Origin of the sequence: Lapidilactobacillus bayanensis (genome assembly GCF_003946695.1) — a bacterium.
In the GTDB taxonomy this organism is placed as follows: Bacteria; Bacillota; Bacilli; order Lactobacillales; family Lactobacillaceae; genus Lapidilactobacillus; species Lapidilactobacillus bayanensis.
Window position 1 is genome coordinate 25,157 of sequence record NZ_RHOX01000017.1, and the last position, 20,473, is coordinate 45,629.

Here is a 20,473-nt window from a genome sequence, read left to right on the forward strand (position 1 = left end):
CCACAAAATGTCGAAACTGTAAACGGTTCTAGTACATCTGCAACGTCATCAGTGACCGCTGATGCAGATCTTATTAACGGTGCAGTTGATGTTCTTGATGGCGCACCAGCAATTGGTGTCACAACCGCTGATGTTAAAGCTGCCGATGCAGCAACTTTGGATCTTTCTGGTGTTAAGGATGCAAGCCAAATTACGACCGGCGCACATCAATCAGAGGTTACTTGGACGTTATCGAGCACACCAGTTGCTACAGGCGCTACAGACTAATAATTCACGTTTCAAATCAGAGTGCGGAGAACAACGGGTTGATGGTATTAATTTAAACGGGAAGATTGATGCGTGTCAACGCAGCAAGATTCACGCTTAAATTACTTACCATCAGTTGGTTCGTAGCACGTTTCAAAATCAGAGTGCGGAGAACAACGGGTTGGCGGTATGAATTTAAACGGGAAGATCATTGCGTGTCAACGCAAGGAGATTCACGCTTAAATTCACTGTCGCCAGTTGGTTTGCAGCACGTTTCAAAATCAGAGCGCGGAGAAAGTCAGATTGACAATGAGCATTAAGAAAGCAATTAAAAAGTTCGTATTTTGAACTTATTCATTGCTGGCTTAAGCAGAGTTGTCAGACTTCTGCAGCACGTTTCAAATCAGAGTGCGTTACTTAATAACCTTGTTCTGTTTGATCGAATTTCAAAGTGCGCAGAGCGGGAATTAAAGGTATTGACACTCAGGTTTTGGTCTCGCGACAATATCAAATTAAGTGGAACTGGGATCTTTTGTCTCGGTTCCTTAATTGTATTCAGGGGTGTTTCCCAGCGAATTTTCATCCTGATTCCTTTATTCAGTTAGCTAATTTCAATCGATTGGAGAAGGTTAATGGTGCAGTTTAAGCAACAAAAATTTCGGTTTTGGTTAATGATGACTTCAGTGTTACTAGGCTTGTTCTTTTTAAAACCGCAATCAGTCAGTGCTGCAGGAACGAGTTTTACGATGGGAATCAAGCAGCCGGCTAATCAGATTGAAAAAAGTGCTAATTATTTTGATCTCTTAATCCAGCCCAAGCAAGAGCAAACCTTGACGTTAGTACTGAAAAATTTAGCTAATCAGACTAATAAAATTACGGTGACGCCTGTAGCAGCCTATACAAACAATAACGGGATTGTTGATTATCAGGCTAAGGTCACCACAACGCAAACTGCTGCTAAATATCAATGGACTGATTTAGTCGCCCCCAAGTCAGTGACTGTCAATATACCAGCAAAAAGTACGACGAATGTTAACTTCAAGTTAAAGGTGCCTGATGATACTTTCGCTGGTTTAATCGATGGTGGCTTTCGCGCAATGTCTACCCACGACACGACAACGGCCAAAGTCAAAAACGGAATGGGAATCAAGAATAAGTACGCCATGATTATCGGTGCGACGGCGCAAATGTCTAAGACCAATGTTTCGCCTGAATTAAAGTTAAACACCGTTAAGCCAGCGTTAGTTGCGAATACGACCACTCTTCTTGTTAATCTTGAAAATATTAAACCATCGTTATTTGGTGAAATGACGGTTACTGCTAAAGTGACGAAGCGTGGCAGTGACAAGGTTTTACATGCTGCTAAGCGAACTAATTTGTCAATGGCGCCAATGTCGAATTTCAACTATCAAATTGATTGGAATCGCGAGCGATTTAAAGCCGGTCAATACACACTCCATTTAACAGCTAAGTCTGGTGTGAAAACTTGGAAATTCACGCGTCACTTTACAATTGCGGCGGCTAAAGCAGAACGCATTAACAAAAAAGGCGTTAACTTGAAGCAGCCGAATTACTGGTGGCTCTGGTTATTATTAGGATTATTATTGTTAATTGTGATTCTCTTTATTATTTGGAAGCGTCATAAGAAGGACGAAAAAGATGATTCAGAAGTAATTGACGATTACGATTCCAAAACAACTGCGAATACAGCTGAGACAACCAAGAAAAATAATTAATAGTCATCAGATTTTATCAAGATGATTTTCAAAAAGCATGCTAACTCGGCATGCTTTTTTGGTGCGAATTATTTTTTGGAAAACGTTTTTATTTTGGAACAGTAAAACTATTGCTTTAAGTATGAAAGCGTTGTACGCTTTTCGTGAAAGAAAGTTATTTTTAATAAAAACTAGGAGAATTGTGATGAGTACTGCTAGAGTAAATGCGCTAATGAATCAAATGACGACTGCTGAAAAGATTGGACAGTTGTTACAAATGACTGGCGACGCTTTCCAGAGTGGCGAGTCAAAAATTACCGGTCCCATGCAAGATAAACATTTGTCTACGGAGACAGTTTATGCCGTAGGGTCAGTTCTAGGAACTTCTGGTGCCAAACAGGTTAAAGAAATTCAAAAGGATTATCTGGCCCATAACCGTCTGCACATTCCCCTAATGTTTATGGCGGATGTCATTCACGGTTACCAAACAATTTATCCAATCCCATTAGGATTAGGGGCAACTTTTAATCCGGAAATGGTTCGACAAACGTCAGAAGTTGCGGCACGAATATCAGCTGCAGGTGGGATTCAAGTTACTTTTGCGCCAATGGTTGATTTAGTTCGCGATCCACGTTGGGGCCGAGTTATGGAATCAACGGGTGAAGATCCTTATTTGAATTCTGTGATGACACAAGCAAGTGTTGAAGGTTTTCAAGGTGAGTTGCCACTGGATAAAGAACATATTGCCGCTTGTGTGAAACACTTCGCTGCTTATGGTGCGCCAGAGGCAGGTCGGGAATATAATACGGTTGATTTGTCCGAATGGCGTTTTCGTGAACAATATTTACCGGCCTATGCTGCCGCAATTGAAGCGCAAGCTATGTTGGTCATGACGTCATTCAACACATTGTTCGGCGTACCAGCTTCTGCCAACCAACACTTAATGCGCGATATACTACGCGACGAACTGAATTTCCACGGTGTTTTAATTTCTGATTGGAATGCTGTTGGCGAGTTGATTCGCCACGGGGTTGCGGCTAATTCTGAAGCTGCAACAGCATTGGCTTTAAAAGCTGGTGTAGATATTGATATGATGTCCTTCGCCTATGCTAGTTATTTGAAAAAAGCAGCTGACCTTGACGATCAAACCTTGGCATTAATTAATGAAGCCGCCGTGCGTGTCTTGGAGTTAAAAGAAAAATTAGGCTTGTTTGATGATCCATTCCGCGGAATGGATGAAGAAAAAGAGTTGCATGATATTCATTCTGACGAAACGATGGCGGTTGTTCAACAAGCTGCCGAAGAGTCACTAGTTTTATTAAAGAATGATCAGCAAGTATTGCCATTACATCACACACAAAGTATTGCCTTAATTGGTCCTGTAATTGCTTCAAATGATCTACTTGGTGCTTGGTCGTGGAATGGTCACCGGCATGAGACAGAAACGCTAGAGCATGCTTTTAAGGCCGATTTTAACGATGTAAAAGTTGCCACTGGTTGTGACTACCGACATGCTGATGCAGCAGCGGAGGCTGAAGCGTTGGCCATTGCCGAACAACAAGATGTCATCGTGGCCGTGCTTGGTTTACCAAGCTCCGAAAGTGGTGAAGCATCAAGTCTGGCCAATATTAAATTGCCACAAGCACAACTTGAGCTCTTGGCAAAACTTGCTAAATTAAATAAACCAATTATTTCGGTGATTATTACGGGGCGGGCAATGGATTTAACGCGCGTTAATGAACTCTCAACGGCGATTGTCGTCGCTTGGTTCCCCGGGACTAAAGGTGCGATTGCCATTAAGAATGTACTTGACGGCACAGTTTCACCAAATGGTAAATTACCGATGACGTTCCCGCGCAGTGTGGGGCAAGTTCCAATCTATTACAACCAGTATCGTACTGGTCGTCCTGTTCCGGATCCATACGTGGATAGCGGCAATGGTTATGAATCGAAGTATATGGATTGTTCAACCTTGCCACTTTATCCATTTGGCTTTGGCTTGAGTTATGCCGATATAACGATTGAAAAAGTTGAAGTGATCCATAACGTCGTTACAGAGACTCAACCATTAACGGTTAATGTTACAATTAAGAACAATTCTGATTTTGCTGCTAAAAATGTCTTGCAAGGCTATACCCATCAATTGATTGGCGAGACAGTTCGGCCAATGAAGGAATTGAAATATTTTGCCAAAATTACTTTTCCGGCGCACAGTGAACAAACAATCACGGTGACAATTGCCAAAGAACAATTGAGTAGCGTTCACACTAATTTGAAACGTGCGACTGATGCCGGTCATTATGAAGTTATGATTGGGTTTGATTCAGAAAAATTAATTAAATGTGACTTTGAAGTTCAATAAATCATGACAGGTAGCTTAACAGAAAGTTGAGTAACTGCCCAAAAACGTCATTGAACCAAACAAATAGGACCAAGGATAAAAAATCCCGGGTCCTATTTGTTTGGGGTCTACGCCAATACTATTTGACAAAGCCCCTTTGTTTTGATTGTTGTAAGAGTGAAAGATTGAATTGACGTGCTGTAACTTTACCATGCTGTTCGATCAAAAGTTTGGGCAAACAGCGTGACTAAGTTAGTGGTGCATCCAAGCTAATTTTAGATTCGCTTTTTCACTGTTAATTTGTTAAATATTGAGACATAACTCGACTGTAAGTTTTTGGTTATGCTTTATTTTTCTGATGTTTAATTTTTTCGAGCCATTGGCCTAAAACGTCGCGATCAACCATCTCTACACCAACACCGGTAGCTAGTTCTTGAGCGCTTGGTGAAAAAGTTGTGTTTGTAATAACGACCGGATTTTGTAAATGATAAAAGGCGCAACCGGTAAATATTTCTTGAACGGCGCTATTATCAACGGGATGATCGTAACGTTTGCATTGAAAGCCATAAGTTTCACCATCAAGTTTTGCGGTAATATCGACACCTTGGTCACGAGTCGCTGGTGTAACGACGACGTTTTCGAAGCCACTTTTTTCGAGCAACTTAGCTGTATAATTTTCAAAATCAAGGCCATTCATTTTATCAATCTGACGTAAATTCGTGCGTCGGAAATCAAAGAAGTAATGGTAAACTACCAGCACCCACCAAACGATTAAGATCAGGCCAGCAATAACCAACCAAACTTTGATAGTGTTTTGTTGGCTGAGGACTAAATGCTGATGAGTAAAAATATAAATTAACCAAATAATAGCATATAAGGCCGTGGCAATGTAACGAAAAAGACGCATGGCAATAGCTCCTTACTTAACGAACGTATGTTTTTAATATAACAAACAATCTTGAGGACAACAACCGTCGTTAGTCGTAATTAAGTTAACTTAATAGTTTTTTATAGATGATGGTAAAACGTATACATTGGCCAACGCTTAGTTATACAATGTAGGAGAAAATTAATCAGATTGTTCGAAATTTGAGGAGGCACTTTTTAATGGCAAAATTTAGATTTGGAATTATGGGAACTGGTAATATTGCAAATAAATTTGCTGAAGCTGTTGCGTTAATCGACGATTGCGAGATCGTTGCTGTTGCTAATCGTCACGTTGAACGCGCTCAAGCCTTTGCAGAGAAGTTTCAAATTTCTGTTTATGGTGATGATTTTGAAGCATTAGTCACTGATCAGGAATTAGATGCCGTTTATATTGCAACGACCACCAACATGCACTATCAACTAACTAAGTTGTGCATTAAGCACCACGTTGCGGTTATTTGCGAAAAGGCGATGTTCATGAATTCTGACGAAGCAATCGATGCGTTGGATGAAGCAGAAGCAAAAAAGGTTTTTGTCATGGAAGCTATGTGGAGTCGTTTCTTGCCAGTATACCGTCAAGTTTTGAATTGGCTCGCCGACGGCAAAATTGGGCAGCTGACGCTATCAAATTATGATATTGGCTTTCTTGCGCAAGACGATCCAACTAATCGTTTCTTTGATCCAGAACTTGGTGGTGGGGCAACGTATGATTTATTGGTTTATTCTTTTGAACTGTCGACATTATTGATGGGTAATGATTACTCGAATACAGATGTCGCGACAATTTGGCGGCATGGTGTCGATGCCACGGACCATGTTACGTTACACTATGCCAATTCACTAGCAACGATGTCGGCCAGCTTTTTGGCGCGTTTAAGCGGTGAACTGGTTGTCTATGGGAATCAAGGTAAGGTTGTCATTCCTAATGCCAATGGCGCAACAGAAGCTAGATTATATGATCGTCATGACAAGCTAGTCGAGCACTATCAAGATACAGAAACAACTAATGGTTTCGTTTATCAAATCAAAGAAGTGATGAGCTGCGTTCGGGATGGTGCCTTACAGAGTGTTCTGGTACCGCATGATTTAACGATTGCCGGCGCGCGACTATATGATCAAATTTGGCGTAATAAACGATAGCTTTAAGTTACTGGTAGAGTTATCGAGGTGACGAGAGAATATTGGGTGTTGCAAATCGAAATAGGCGAAACTAAAACTGTTATGTTGTGCTTCTTCGCGCTTGCGCAAAGGTTGCATACGAAGGATTGCGAGTGCCGTGAGGGAAAATAAATACTTTCGCTGGAACGTGGTGGACACTGCCAACTGAATAGTGGCAACGAAAACTGTTGTATTGTAGTTCTTCGCGCTTGCGCAAAGGTTAGAAATGGAAAATAGTGGGTGCCGTGGCGGCGAAATAATACTTTACGCTGGAACGTAGTGGGCGTCGATTTGAGCCGATTAAAATGCCAATCGTCTCAAATGCGAGCCTTAATGTAGGCAATAAATTGCCAACATTAATGTCACTACTGAGCGGTATTATTTCGCCGCCACTAATCCGACAAGATAGTAACCTTTGCGCAAGCGCTGATTTGACGAGTAGTCGAATTACCTTCTAAATTTTTAGAAGTACAAACTTGCTGCTAAATCACACCACTACATCTCTTTTGTCAGTGCCGGAGGAAAATCGCGGTCAGCCGCGGAATTGTTGTTAGTGGTTTACCACTTACAACAAAGCTTGAGTTTGAGACGAATCGGTTTTAATTCGGCTCAAACCAATGCTCGCAGCGTTCCACCAGCGTATTTTCTGTAGGCACGAAGAAACGCAATATAACAGTTTTAGGGTTTACAATGTTCAAGTTAATCTGACGTTTATTCGGTTCACACCAGGCCCACAGCGTTCCATCAGTGTATTTCTTGTAGGCACGAAGAATAGCAACATAACACTCTTGACTTTCGCCCTCAAACAATGATATGCTGATGCTAAATTAATAATTAAAGTCTTGCCCAGTAGTTGTTAAAACAACGTTCAGAGAGCTGATGGTTGCTGTGAATCAGTCGTGTTTTAACAACGAATTACACTCGACAGTTATTCGGCGTCGTTCACCATACGAACTTAAAGTTGTCTGTTTCGACAGGTAATTGGGTGGTACCGCGGTAAATTATCGTCCCTGATCATTTTTTGATCGGGGATTTTTTTGTATCGTGCAAACGCCGTTGATCATAACTGAGTGGACAAGAAAATAGTCAGAAGAAGGAGTTTTAGAAGTGGAAAAGAATGAAATTTTAGCTGATTTAGAGTGGCGTGGGGCCGTTAATCAAGTCACAGATCTTGAAGGACTACAAAAATTAACAGAGGAAAAGGCCGTTTCATTGTATTGCGGTGCAGATCCAACTGCCGATTCGTTGCACATCGGTCATTTAATTCCGTTTATGATTTTGAAACGATTCCAAATGGCTGGTCACCATCCAATTATCGTCATTGGTGGTGGAACTGGTTCAATTGGTGATCCCTCTGGTCGTAAAACAGAACGTCAGCTGCAGACAATGGATCAAGTTCAACATAATAAAGAAGCCTTAACTAAGCAAATGGTTCATTTATTTGGGACTGAAAACTTTGAGATTGTTGATAACTACGATTGGCTCTCGAAGTTAAGTTTATTGGATTTCTTGCGTATTTATGGCAAGGAATTCCCTATCAATGTGATGTTAAATAAGGAAGTTGTTGCTTCACGTTTAGCCGATGGTATTTCTTTCACAGAATTTACGTATCAGATTTTGCAATCAATCGATTTCTTAACCTTGTATCGTGAACATGATGTGCAATTACAAATTGGTGGTGCGGATCAATGGGGTAACATCACGGCTGGCACCGATTTAATTCATAAAAAAGAAGGATTCGAAGCCAAAGTTTATGGCTTGACGATTCCTTTGATGTTAAAAGCCGATGGCACTAAATTCGGCAAGTCTGCTGGCGGTGCTGTCTGGTTGGATCCAGAAAAGACCACACCATATGAATTTTATCAATTCTGGTTGAACCAAGATGATCGTGATGTTGTGAAATATTTGAAGTACTTCACATTCTTAACTCACGATGAAATTGCGGCTTTAGCAGAAAAGGTTGCCACAGAACCTGAGAAACGTGAGGCACAGCGGACACTTGCTCGTGAAGTGACCAATTTTGTTCATGGTCCGCAAGCCGTCGAAGAAGCTGAACATATTTCTGCAGCTTTGTTCACGGGTGATTTGACTGATTTATCCACTGAAGAAATCGAGCAAGGTTTCAAAGGAATGCCCAGTGTGACGATTGCACCAACTAAAATCAATTTGGTTGAATTCTTAGTTGATTTAACAAAGATCGAAGCAAGTCGGCGTCAGGCACGCGAAGATATTCAAAACGGGGCTATTTATGTGAACGGGCAGCGTCAAACTGAAACTGATTTTGAGATCGATACTTCTGCAACCTTTGATGGTAAATTTGTAATTATCCGTAAAGGTAAGAAAAAATACACCTTAGTTCGAATTGTCGCCTAATTTAGAGAAAAACAATTAGGCTAAATGCCATACAGAGATCAAGCTGAGTTCATAATTAGCAAAACGACTCTGTTTAATCAATTTTTTTAGTCAAGCTGAACGGTGTGCTTAACGCGACTTTTGTTTTACAACACTAACAAATAACGGAGTCGGGATATTTATCCTGACTCCGTTATTTGTTGATTTTGATTATGAGCTATTTTTCAAATTAAAAGCTATTTAATTATTGACGGTCAAGTTAAAGTGGATAGTTGTTGAACAATTATCTGCTAAATCGTCATTATTTTTAAGCCGTCATTTGGCTTCGCTAAGCTGCGTTTCTGATGCGTCAATATGTTCTTCATTGATAGTTGGTAAGAGTTGTCGCTTTGTCACAACGGTAAGCAATCCAACGGATAAGATAACAACAATGACACCGGTGATGATAAAGAGTGGTCGTGCGTCGAAATGATCGAACAACGCGCCATAGAGAAGTGTGCCCAGCGGCATCAAAATCATGGACATGGTTGAAGACAATGAGAAGAATCGTCCTTGCATTTTAGGTGGAATAATTTGCTGCATGTAAGTATTTATTGGTGTATTACCGAAGACTAAGACGCCGCCTAAAATACTGTTGAGTAAGAAGTAGTAAATAGTTCGGGTAGCAGCTTGACCATTAAAGAAGAGCGGTAGCGCATTGGCCATGATTAAGCCACCAACGATAATTAAACTCAGGTATGAAGTGACGACGGGATGCTTCTTTAACACTAGACGACTTAATAACAAGCCGCCTAAAAACATACCCACCGCAAATGCTGACTCTGTGAGACCGTATTGACTATTAGAAAGCCGTAATACTTTTACTAAAATAAAGGGTTCGCCAACATTTATCGCGGCAAAAAGGAAATTAAGTGCACTTGATGAGATCATTAAGACCAGAATTAATTTCTGTTGCCAGATAAAAGTGAAACCTGCTTGGAAGTTCTGCCAAATCCCAACGTGTTCCGTTTCCGCTTCGGTAGTAGCATTTGGATCAGAATTAGCGGTTGTCTCTTGAACACCGTTAGGATTCGTATCAAAATGCAATAACAGAATCATACCTAAGGCAACTAATTCAAAAAAGATTTCCAAAAGTGCAAAGTTTCCTAGGGAGACGAATGAAAAGATGACACTGCCGAGGATTGGTGCTAAAAATGTGGCGACAGAACTAATCGATTGATTTAAAGAATTCACCTGTTGCAATTGGTGTTGGGGGAAAAGTTCTACTAGGCTGGCAGTTAAAGTAGTACTCAAAAAATTATCTGTCATCTGCAAAACAATAATCAAGCCAATTAATTCCGGATAATATTGAGCCGGGAATAGATGAAAGATCACGGCAAACACAGCTAATGTTAGGCTAATTGCAATTTGGGCCATGACCATAACAGGTTGGTGCCGTTTCGTATCGACGACGTAGCCAACAAATGGGTCAGTACGAGTGAAACTAGTGGCCCGGTAATCAATGAAATTCCCATGCTTAAAGCAGAACCTGTTTGCTTCAAGATGTACAGGCCAATCGCGAAATCTAACATGCCGCTGCCGAAAGTTCCTGAGAAACGCAGGAGTAGCATTTTTAAAAGCTGTTGATCAATTTTGTTTTTCATAATAAGTCCTCATTTCTAGCGTTCTAATTATTTTTTAGTAAGTTATTTTTTAGTAAGTTAAATATAATGAATTGTAATTTCACCAATTTGTAGATGTCCGACTAAATAAAGGATGGGGCCGGTGACTGCGGCTTGTTCACCATCATCGTTGACTTCACCGATGGTCGTGCTAACTTGATTCACAACTTGCCACGTTTTAGGAACATAAAGTTCAATTTCGCCAATTCCACCATCGAAACTGATTTGCGCGGAATCAATGATTGTTGCTTCGTCTAAATATAATTTCACTTCGCCAATCCACATTGTAATCTGGGCAGATCGAAAATTATCGGAGCGAATGTAACGTGTTGCGTCACTTATTTTGAGATTTAAAACAAGTTCGTCGTCGTGATTAGCAGTTGTTGATTCAACAAAACTATCATGATTGGTTTGACTAAGCCTGGTTGTTATTTGCCAGTGACCTTTCTTTTTGAGCCAGGGTTTTAAAGAGAGGCTTAGGCCAATGTCTAATAACAACGCAATTCCGAGTAGATACCACAAGCTCCAGTGACCAATTCCTAATGGTTGTTTATAGAGATTAATTAACAACGCGCCACTAAAAAGCAAACCATCGAGATCAAGATGAAGTAAACTTCTCAGGCAAAAGACGCCGAACAATAAAGTTAATCCTAGTGTCCAAAAATCGGGGAAGATGATCACGGTAATGAGGTCGAGTTTCTGTAAAATTAAAACGACTGTGAGCGCTAAGATTCCTAAACCAATCAGTATGTTCGTGTAATTCTTCTGGTTATTCATTTGTTAACGACCTTCTTTCGACAAGCTTTTCACGGAGTATTCGGTAATAGCGGCGTGATGCATAAATTTCCTTGTGCGTGTGGTAAAAAGAAATTAAACAGCTGGAAATTGAACGCGTGGTGGCAGAAAGTTGCATTAAATTCACGATGGTTGACTTTGAAACTTGAGAAAAGTAATCGGGCAAGACATCACTTAATTGATACAAACGTAAACTTGATTGATAACTCGTTTCAGCAGTATGGATGACGAGATGCCCGGCTTCTGTTTCAATAAATAAAATATCAGCTAGTGGTAGGAAATAGTCGCGCTCATCTTTGGTTACAGATAATGTTTTAGGAGAGGTGATATTCTGTAAACGTTGAACCAACGATTCGGCTTGTTGTTCAGTTGGTGCCGAAATGAGTAATTCAGTTTCTGTCTTTGTTGGATCAACTTGGTAATGAATTTTCAACTGGCACCCCTCCTTTGCAATGATTTAATTAAAGCTTAATTAGAGGATTATGACAAGCTGTTTTCGGTGAACGGTCAAAAAATATTAATAAGCGGTCAATTTTGTTGAAATTAGCTTGAAAAATAAGTGCATATTAGGGATCAGCACACTGGTATTCAAGTTTAGAATCACCAGTTTATGACCATCTTGAAAATGAGATTTTTATTTTTGGTTCTAACTTAAAGGCAATCTTCCTAACTAAATGTTGTTTTTGCACACGTTTATCTCACACTAACTGGGCGACAAAGCGTTGGTTCCATGATGTGAAGGGTGTCTAGTTACGCTTAAGTGTGGTATGCTAGTTTTTTGTTTGTGAAAGTTGTTAAGGATTGTTAACACATCTTGCCCTGTTTGTAACGCGTGTGTAATCTTATACCGGTATACTGCAACTAATGACTTATGTGGGAGTGTAATTTTGAAGAAATCTATGAAGCGTTTGTTAATAACTGCCGCGGCCATTTTGCTAGGTAGTCCAGTTTTAATGAAATCGAATTTAGTACAGGCAGATAAAGTTTCCGAAACGAAATCTGCAATTACGGGGAACAAAAGCGCTTCTGAAAAGTTGTTGGCACAGATTAATAGCCAACAAGAAAAAGTTGATCGCTTAAACAATGATGTTTCTAACAAAATTGTGGCAATTGAGACAACTCAAAAATCAATTACAGAAGTTCAAGATCGCATCAAAGCACTAGATGGTGAAATTGAGACCGCTGAAGCAGAACTAAAGGCGCGAAAGTCGGTCCTACGCGAACAGCTAATTGAATTGCAGAAGAAGTCGACTAACAGTGTTTCTGGCAATGTCTACATTGATTTTGTTTTAAACAGTGATAATTTTACCGATTTAATTTCGCGAACATTTGCGGTGGGTAAGTTGAATCAGGCTAATAAAGACGCCATGGATGCAGTTACTGTTGCCAAGGAAAGATTAGCCACTTTAAAGACTGAACAAGAAACGAAACAAAAAGCGCTCATCGACACTAAAAATAAATTAATCGAACAAAAAAAAGATTTAGTGACGGCTAAACAAGAAGCTGAAGTTGCACAAAAAGGTTTGGAAAAGCAACTTAGCGATAATAAAACCCAACTTGCTAGTTTGGAGAAGACCTTAGATCAAGCAGTCGCTGAAGCAGCCGCAAAATTAAAGGCTGAACAAGAAGCGCAAGCTAAAAAGGCTGCAGAGGCAGCGGCGCAGGCCGCCGCAGCGAAAACAACGGCTCAAGCTAGTTCTAAAGTAAGTAGCAGCGCAAATGTAACCAGTCACAGTAGTTCTGAATCAGTTAGTCGCAGTAACACAAATAAGACCAAGACGACGTCAACTGGTTCAACAACTAAGCAGACGACCAGTAACGCGGCCAGTTCAAAGTTGCCAGCGGTTTCTGGCGGCTCGATGATTAGTGTGGCCGCACAATTCGTTGGTGTGACACCGTATGTATATGGCGGGACGACACCATCTGGTTTTGATTGCTCCGGATTAGTTCAATATGCAGCAGCACGCGCAGGCGTTTCTTTACCAAGAACTGCCGGCGCCCAAAGTACTAAGGGCACTTATGTTGCCATCAGTAGTTTGCAAGCAGGTGATTTGGTGTTCTGGGGTGGCGTTGGTTCTGCTTATCATGTTGGTATTTATATTGGTGGCGGCAGTTATATTCATGCACCGCGACCTGGTAAGAAAGTTTCAGTTGGAACAATTAGCGGCTATCGTCCAAGTTTTGGTCGTCGTTTATAGTCATCAGAAAATAAGTTGCACATAAAAAAATCGAGTTCGACAGCTAAAAATTTAACTGTGGAAACTCGATTTTTATTTGGTGTCAGGTAATGCGTCAACGAAAATATAACTAGCTGACTTATAACTAATGGAAACTTCTTGATCATTCGCAGTGGTGACAACAATTGGTCCTTCAAATGGTTCGTGCCGCTGTACCGTGATAATTGAACCAAGCGGTAGATGTAATCGTTCAAAATACATGAGAAATTCGTGATTATCAATGATACGCTTAACTTGAACGGTTTGACCGGCAGTCGTGTCAATTAGAACTTGGTCACTTTGATCGGTGAGATCAGCATTACCAGGAATTAAACCGCCATGAGGACAACGTTGTGGTTCTTCGAGGAAATCATTAAGGCGTTGAATCAGCATGCCATCAGTTGCATGTTCCAGAGCATCAGCCGCCTCATGAACTTCACTAATATTGTAATTTAGTTTGTCATGGAGAAAGACTTCCCAAATACGATGCCGGCGAACGAGATTAGTGGCGATTTTATTACCCTTAGTGGTGAGAGAGATCTCATTGTAAGGTGTGTGTTTAACGAGTTCTTCTTTAGAAAGACTGGTTAGCATTTCAGTGACAGATGGGGCACTGACTTGCAGAATATCGGCAATGTTTTTGTTGGTGATTTTACGCCGATCGTGGAGCAGCTCATAGATTGCTTTTAAATAGTTTTCTTGATTTGGTGACATCAGCCAACCTCCGGGAATAACTTATACTTTCATTATAACTTATTTCGCAGTGTTTAAATAGTTTGAAAGATATAAAACAACCAGAGCGCGAAAGGCAACGGGTTGGCGGTATGAATTTAAACGGGAAGATCATTGCGTGTCAACGCAAGGAGATTCACGCTTAAATTCACTTCCGCCAGTTGCCTTTCGCGCGTTTCAAAACGAAGTATGCAGGAATGAATCCACAATTTTATCCTGTGTTTCTTAAAAAACAACCGAGAGTTGTAATAAATAATGTGCTTAAATCGACTAATTTCATCTCTTTTTTCCGAGGAAAATACTGTTTTTGAAGGTGGCTTGACAGCTAAGCATTTATCTTGTAAAGTGGCGTCATTGGCTTGAATATTAAGTGGTAAGATTCACGGAATTAGCGCTTAGTTATCACAGGCTATTTTTTATGTTGATTGTTGAATTTGTTTAATCAATTGTGACAGGCTGGTTTGAGTGCTAATAATGATGCACATGTTTAGAAAGTGTTGTACCACGGTTTAACAACAATGTTTTACTTTTGGTTTGTGTGGGCAAAATGCTCGACTGAATTTGAAACGTGCTCAAGCCAACTGATGGCTATGTCTAACTAGAAATCCCATCTGGGTTGACACCCAGCTGTGCTTCCTAGTTAGAGCTACGCCATCAACCCGTTGGCTTTCGCGCTCTGTTTTTAAACGTGCTCAAAGCAACTGATGGCAAATAATTTTAGTGAAAATCTTGCTGCATTGGCATGCATCAATCTTTCCCCTAAAATTAATGCCATCAACCCGTTGCTTTTCGCACTCTGATTTTGAAACGTGCTGCGAAGTGCAGTTAGTTCCGGTTAAGTTAAACCAGTTTAAATCTTAAAACCAAGATTTTAACTGGTTTGAACTTAATCCTCACTAACTGTTCGCACTTCTCCGCACTCTGTTTTTAAACGTGCTAAAATTAGTTATCATCGCTTTTTGCTAAGTTGGAGGAAGTTGAAATGCGTTTGAATGAGAAGAAGCGGAGTGCTATTTCCGTTGCTGGATTATTGATTACAATCGGAATTGTCTATGGTGATATTGGGACTTCACCATTGTACGTTATGAAGACGATCATTGGAGATAATGGTGGTCTAACGACGGCAACTCGCGAAATGATTATGGGTAGTATCTCACTGATTTTTTGGACGGTTATGCTGTTAACGACGGTCAAATATGTTTTGATTGCCTTACAAGCCCTGAATCATGGTGAAGGTGGGATTTTTTCGCTGTACGCGTTGGTACGTCGTCGTGCTAAATGGTTGATCTATCCGGCTTTAATTGGTGGAGCAGCTTTACTGGCAGACGGAATGTTAACGCCAGCCGTAACTGTGACAACCGCGATCGAAGGTCTTAAGGGAATCGACTTCAACGGGATGACGTTTGTGACGACGCAACAGGAAGTCATTGTGATCACGATTGTAATCTTATCCTTACTATTTATGATTCAACGTTTCGGTACGGGTGTTATTGGTCGTGCATTTGGTCCAATTATGTTTATCTGGTTTTTGTTCCTTGGTGTTACTGGTTTCTTGCATATGTTGGGCGATTTATCAATTCTTAAGTCATTAAACCCTTATTACGCGATTAAGCTGTTATTCTTTAGCTCAGACAATCATGTTGGTGTGTTTATACTAGGTAGTGTTTTCTTAGCGACAACCGGTGCAGAAGCGCTTTATTCAGATGTCGGTCACGTTGGTCGGATTAATATTTATGGTAGCTGGCCTTTCGTCTTTGTGAGCTTAATGCTGAATTATTTAGGCCAGGGTGTTTGGGTGATGAATAACGCGAATAACACTGCGCTGGGTCATGATGCGACTTTTAATCCGTTTTTTGAAATGTTACCAGGTCAATGGCGTCTAATTGGCATTGTTTTAGCGACGTTAGCTGCGATTATTGCTTCGCAAGCCTTGATTACTGGTTCTTATACGCTAGTCTCTGAAGCAGTTCGCCTGAAGTTCTTCCCACGGATGAAAATTATTTATCCATCGGAAAAACACGGGCAGATTTATATTCCATTAGTTAATTCGATCCTATGGATTGCGTGTATCATTATTATTTTGTTCTTCCGGACGTCCGCGCACATGGAAGCAGCTTACGGTCTAGCAATTACCGTGACGATGTTAATGACAACATTACTGTTGTATCAATTCTTGCGGCAAAGCAATATCAAAACTGTTTGGGCAGCCGCCATGGTTATCTTCTTTGGTGCAATTGAGTCAATGTTTTTAATCTCATCACTAGTTAAGTTTGTTCATGGTGGTTATGTCACGGCAATTATCGCCGGCTTGATTCTGTTTGTCATGTACATTTGGTATTACGGTAATCGCATTCGCGACACAGAAGAATTCCAATCAGCTTATATCAGTCTTGATGATTATAAAGATCAATTAGTCCGACTAAGCAATGATGATTCAATGTCAATTTTTAGCGATAATGTCGTTTATATGGCCAAGGTTAAACCGGGCAATATGATTAAGCGAGAGATGTTATACTCAATTCTCGACAAACGGCCTAAACGTGCTAAGGCTTATTGGTTCGTCACGGTCAATGTTACTGATGATCCTTACACAGCTGAATATAGCGTCGATACAATGGGGACCCGTAATGTTATTAACGTCCAATTGTATTTAGGCTTCAGACGTGAACAACGAGTCAATGTCTACTTGCGGGCGATTGTTCACGAAATGATTGCGCGGGGACAAATTGATCCGCAACCACAGAAATACACGACAATTCGCGGCCGTGATGTGGGTGACTTTAGCTTCGTTATTGTCCAGGATGTCATTTCACCACAGACACAGATTGGTGCCTTTGAACGAACGATTATTTCCTTAAGAGTTGGCTTGCAGAACATTACCAGCAATCCCGCTTCTTGGTTTGGCCTAGAGTTTGCTGACGTTATTGTCGAAAAAGTGCCATTAATTCTTGGCAAAACAAAGCCATTGAGCTTGCGTTATTTAAAACGCGAGCGTGCCCAAGAACTTCATTCTCATCTGCACAAAGAACAAACACTCAAGCATGTGAAAGTGCCGACGTTAAAAGATGATGATGAACTTGAAGATCAATAAGACTAAATAACATCATTAAGTTTGCTGGCATTAAAAGTAGCTTGCGTTTAAATTCGTTGCTGAATTTAAACGCAAGCTTTTTTTATGTCTAAGCGGAATTCCGTATTTTTTGTATAAGCCAAGCGGCAGTTGAGTGGTTGAAATTGAGCAAGCTGCTGGCATAGCGGGGCCAAAACGTGACTATCTTTTTGAAAAAAATTATTTTAGGACTTTTGTCAACAAAAAAGAGTAGCCATAACCGCTATTATAGCAACGGTTATGGCTACTCTTGATGACTGGCATATTCACCGAGTTCATGAAGAAAGCCGTCTAGCAGATTCGAACTGCCGACCTCATCCTTACCATGGATGCGCTCTACCTACTGAGCTAAGACGGCATTGCAACAATAAATAGTATATAGAACGACTTGCTAGCTTGTCAACCAGATTTATTTAGGAAAAGTAACTTTGTTGAATTTTATTTTAAATGAGGCCTTCTCATATTTGTCTAATCAAACTTCTAATGTTACAATCATTTTAATCATTCTAATTACTGAAGAAGGGTGTTAACTTATGATAAAAAATTATGCCTTAGTACGCGGTGGTGCCGGCGACACCACTGCGGCTGAATCGGCACGTCCCCAAGATAACCTTTACTTATCTGTCAATGGTGAATGGGCTAAAACTGCCAATATTCCCGCAGATCGTTCAACGGCTGGTGGCTTTGCCGATCTTGTTGTTGGCGTTGAAGATTTATTACTTGCTGATTTCACTAAATTTCGCCAGGATTTAACTCAGGTTAAGCAGCCAGAATTGCAAGAGGCGGTTAAACTGAGTCAGTTGGCTTTAGACTTTGCTAAACGCGGTGAAGAAGGAACACATCCGGCAGTAGCTCTGTTAGCTAAACTCGATGCCTTGAAAAGTTGGGCTGATGTTAATGCGCAACTAGCCGACCTCATTAAAGATGGCACGGCTTTGCCATTTAGCATGGATGTTGAACCAGATATGAAGAACACATCGGCTTATTTACTCTATATTGATGTGCCCGGTTTGATTTTACCAGATAAGACTTACTATGATGCTGACAATGAGAATGGTAAGCAACTGTTGGCTGTCTGGACTAAGATGGCCATCGCCGTACTACAAAAGTTTGGTTATGATGAATCTTTGGCTGTTGAATTGGTTGATCAAGCTAAAGCATTCGATGCAGCAATTGTACCGTTTGTTAAGAATTCTGAAGAGTTGGCTGATTATACGAAACAATATAATCCTTATCAATTTGCTGACTTTTTGAAATTAGCACCAGAAGTAGATTTTGCAACGGCAGTTCCTGAAGTTTTGCAAAGCACACCTGAAAAAGTGATTTTGACGCAACCTAAGTATTTCGAAAACTTAGGCAAATTAGTTACCGCTGAAACTTTTGCACAATATAAAGGTTGGCTAATTGTCAAAGAAATTTTGGGGACAACTGGATTTTTGAGTGAAGAATTGCGGCAATTAGGTGGAACATACGGACGCGCAATCAGCGGTCAAAAAGAAGCACCTAATCAAGCAAAGCACGCTTATCGCTTAGCCAATAGTTATTTCTCTGATGTTGTCGGTAAGTATTACGGCGAGACTTATTTTGGTGATACAGCGCGTCAAGATGTTGCTAAGATGGTCAAAACGATGATTAATGTTTATAAGAATCGTTTAGCTAATAATTCATGGTTGTCACAAGCAACGAAGGATAAAGCAATCGTTAAATTGAACAACATCGTGATTAAAGTTGGCTATCCAGATAAGGTTCGCGCAATTTATAGTCAATTAAAAGTTAAAACGGCTGCTGAAGGTGGCAACTTATTGACTAATGTCTTTAATTTAGATAAGACTTATCGTTTGGACAATTTTGCCAAGGTTAATCAGCCTGTTGATCGGACGCGTTGGGCAATGCCAGGCAACTTAGTTAATGCCTGCTACGATCCAAGCTTTAATGATATTACCTTCCCAGCGGCAATTCTCCAAGCACCATTCTACAGTTTGCAGCAAACTAGTTCACAAAATTACGGTGGGATTGGTGCCGTTATTGCTCACGAAATTTCGCATGCCTTTGACAACAACGGTGCCAAATTCGACGAGCAAGGTAACATGGTCAATTGGTGGACCGACGCTGATTACGCCGCTTTTGAAAAGCGTACGCAAGCGATGATCAAAGAATTCGATGGCATTCCTTATGCCGGATCAAAAGTTAATGGCAAATTAGTGATTAGCGAAAATGTTGCCGATGGTGGCGGCCTAAGTTGTGCCCTAGAAGCTGCTAAAGAAGAAGCAGACGTTGACCTAAAGGCCTTCTTTACCAATTGGGCAGCAGTTTGGCGCATGAAAGCAACCAACGAATATAGCCAGTTGCTGTTATCAATTGATGTTCATTCACCAGGTCCATTACGTGCTAATGTCCAAGCACAAAATATGGACGATTTCTACACAGCCTTCGATGTTACAGATCAAGATGGCATGTGGTTAGCGCCAGAAGAACGAGTTAATATTTGGTAATATTGCGTCAACAATTAATCGCGAACAGAAATTCTGTTCGCGATTTTTTTCTGCCATCAGATTAAAATAGTGGTAACTAAAACTGTTTTGTCGCGATTCTTCGCGCTTGCGTAAAGGTTGCATACGGAACGTGCGAGGTGTCGTGGCGGCAAATAAATACTAGTCGCTGGAACGTAGTGGGCGTCGATTTGAGCCGATTGCAGGACAAATCGTCTCAAATGCGAGCCTTAATGTAAGCAATAAATTGCTAACATTAATGTCACTACTGAGCGGTATTTATTTGCCGCCACTAAACAAGCAAGAGGGCAACCTTTGCGCAAGTGCTGAGTTGACAGGTGGTTGAATTACCTTCAATTTTGAGAAGTAAAAACTAGAAGTTTAGGTGCACTAACGCGTTTTCGTCAGTGCCGGAGGGAAATCGCGGTCAGCCGCGGAATTCTTGTTAATGGTTTACCATTTACAAGAAAGATTGTATTTGAGACAAATTTATTTGGCTCAAATCAAGCTCGCAGCGTTCCACCAGCGTATTTCCCGCAGGCACGAAGAAGCTCAATATAACAGTTTTAGGACTTTGCATTTAAAAAAAATTAGTTCCCGGATTTACAATTCAAGTGCAACACCAAATAACTATACCAAAAGTATACAAATAGGCCATGGAGACCTACACTTAAAGTGACTAAACTCAAGAAAGGACAACTCCATGACCCAACATAAGAATACCACCATTAA

At 40.7% G+C, this 20,473-nt stretch carries 15 protein-coding genes and 1 tRNA gene; 9 read left to right on the forward strand and 7 right to left on the reverse strand.

Features of this window, described 5'->3' with window-relative positions:
• The first annotated feature begins 51 nt into the window (after window positions 1-51).
• The 3 genes from EKM65_RS07590 to EKM65_RS07600 all read left to right on the forward strand — a co-directional run bounded on the left by EKM65_RS07590 (window position 52) and on the right by EKM65_RS07600 (window position 4,323).
• A complete protein-coding gene (locus EKM65_RS07590) occupies window positions 52-267 on the forward strand; it encodes a hypothetical protein (protein ID WP_125607203.1) in 216 nt (71 codons plus the stop codon).
• Between the two features lie 611 nt (window positions 268-878).
• A complete protein-coding gene (locus tag EKM65_RS07595) occupies window positions 879-1,982 on the forward strand; it encodes a DUF916 and DUF3324 domain-containing protein (protein WP_125607205.1) in 1,104 nt (367 codons plus the stop codon).
• Between the two features lie 184 nt (window positions 1,983-2,166).
• A complete protein-coding gene (locus tag EKM65_RS07600; RefSeq protein WP_125607207.1) occupies window positions 2,167-4,323 on the forward strand; it encodes a glycoside hydrolase family 3 N-terminal domain-containing protein in 2,157 nt (718 codons plus the stop codon).
• 319 nt (window positions 4,324-4,642) lie between these two features.
• On the opposite strand, the gene EKM65_RS07605 is transcribed toward EKM65_RS07600, so the two are convergent.
• A complete protein-coding gene (locus EKM65_RS07605; protein WP_125607209.1) occupies window positions 4,643-5,209 on the reverse strand; it encodes a restriction endonuclease in 567 nt (188 codons plus the stop codon).
• Between the two features lie 200 nt (window positions 5,210-5,409).
• On the opposite strand from EKM65_RS07605, the gene EKM65_RS07610 reads away from it, so the two are divergent.
• The 3 genes from EKM65_RS07610 (at window position 5,410) to tyrS (ending at window position 8,760) form a co-directional block, all read left to right on the forward strand.
• Window positions 5,410-6,369, forward strand: a complete 960-nt coding sequence (locus EKM65_RS07610; RefSeq protein ID WP_125607211.1) for a Gfo/Idh/MocA family protein — start codon at window positions 5,410-5,412, stop codon at window positions 6,367-6,369.
• Between the two features lie 323 nt (window positions 6,370-6,692).
• Window positions 6,693-6,845: a hypothetical protein gene (locus EKM65_RS11270; protein ID WP_164506864.1), complete on the forward strand. Its 153-nt coding sequence runs from the start codon at window positions 6,693-6,695 to the stop codon at window positions 6,843-6,845.
• Between the two features lie 649 nt (window positions 6,846-7,494).
• On the forward strand, window positions 7,495-8,760 hold the full coding sequence (gene tyrS / locus EKM65_RS07615) for a tyrosine--tRNA ligase (protein WP_125607213.1): 1,266 nt from the start codon (window positions 7,495-7,497) through the stop codon (window positions 8,758-8,760).
• 294 nt (window positions 8,761-9,054) lie between these two features.
• Here tyrS and EKM65_RS07620 read toward each other — a convergent pair whose 3' ends face one another.
• From EKM65_RS07620 to EKM65_RS07635, 4 genes are read right to left on the reverse strand one after another with little or no spacing between them, the layout of a single operon-like run.
• The gene (locus tag EKM65_RS07620; RefSeq protein WP_263853616.1) at window positions 9,055-10,155 is read right to left on the reverse strand and encodes an MFS transporter; all 1,101 of its coding nucleotides are present in this window, start codon (window positions 10,153-10,155) and stop codon (window positions 9,055-9,057) included.
• Window positions 10,131-10,382 carry a hypothetical protein gene (locus EKM65_RS07625; RefSeq protein ID WP_125607217.1) on the reverse strand — a complete coding sequence of 84 codons (252 nt, stop codon included), beginning with the start codon at window positions 10,380-10,382 and terminating at the stop codon, window positions 10,131-10,133. The genes EKM65_RS07620 and EKM65_RS07625 overlap by 25 nt, the downstream gene beginning before the upstream one ends.
• A 57-nt stretch (window positions 10,383-10,439) precedes the next feature.
• Entirely contained in the window at window positions 10,440-11,177 is a 738-nt protein-coding gene (locus EKM65_RS07630) for a LiaF domain-containing protein (RefSeq protein WP_125607219.1), read from the reverse strand.
• The gene (locus tag EKM65_RS07635) at window positions 11,170-11,628 is read right to left on the reverse strand and encodes a LytTR family DNA-binding domain-containing protein (RefSeq protein WP_164506865.1); all 459 of its coding nucleotides are present in this window, start codon (window positions 11,626-11,628) and stop codon (window positions 11,170-11,172) included. Before EKM65_RS07635 ends, EKM65_RS07630 begins: the two co-directional genes overlap by 8 nt.
• Before the next feature lie 454 nt (window positions 11,629-12,082).
• Here EKM65_RS07635 and EKM65_RS07640 point away from each other — a divergent pair, with 454 nt between their 5' ends.
• Window positions 12,083-13,393 (forward strand): C40 family peptidase, encoded by a 1,311-nt coding sequence (locus EKM65_RS07640; protein ID WP_225420431.1) that lies wholly within the window; start codon window positions 12,083-12,085, stop codon window positions 13,391-13,393.
• Window positions 13,394-13,465: 72 nt separating this feature from the next.
• Here the strand turns inward: EKM65_RS07640 and EKM65_RS07645 are convergent, their stop codons facing one another.
• On the reverse strand, window positions 13,466-14,125 hold the full coding sequence (locus EKM65_RS07645) for a metal-dependent transcriptional regulator (protein WP_125607223.1): 660 nt from the start codon (window positions 14,123-14,125) through the stop codon (window positions 13,466-13,468).
• Between the two features lie 1,006 nt (window positions 14,126-15,131).
• On the opposite strand from EKM65_RS07645, the gene EKM65_RS07650 reads away from it, so the two are divergent.
• On the forward strand, window positions 15,132-17,234 hold the full coding sequence (locus EKM65_RS07650) for a KUP/HAK/KT family potassium transporter (RefSeq protein ID WP_125607229.1): 2,103 nt from the start codon (window positions 15,132-15,134) through the stop codon (window positions 17,232-17,234).
• Window positions 17,235-17,537: 303 nt separating this feature from the next.
• On the opposite strand, the gene EKM65_RS07655 is transcribed toward EKM65_RS07650, so the two are convergent.
• A tRNA-Thr gene (locus tag EKM65_RS07655) sits at window positions 17,538-17,610 on the reverse strand.
• A 175-nt stretch (window positions 17,611-17,785) separates the two neighbouring features.
• On the opposite strand from EKM65_RS07655, the gene EKM65_RS07660 reads away from it, so the two are divergent.
• Window positions 17,786-19,744, forward strand: coding sequence for a M13 family metallopeptidase (locus EKM65_RS07660; RefSeq protein ID WP_125607225.1), 1,959 nt, complete (start codon window positions 17,786-17,788; stop codon window positions 19,742-19,744).
• Window positions 19,745-20,473 lie beyond the last annotated feature (729 nt).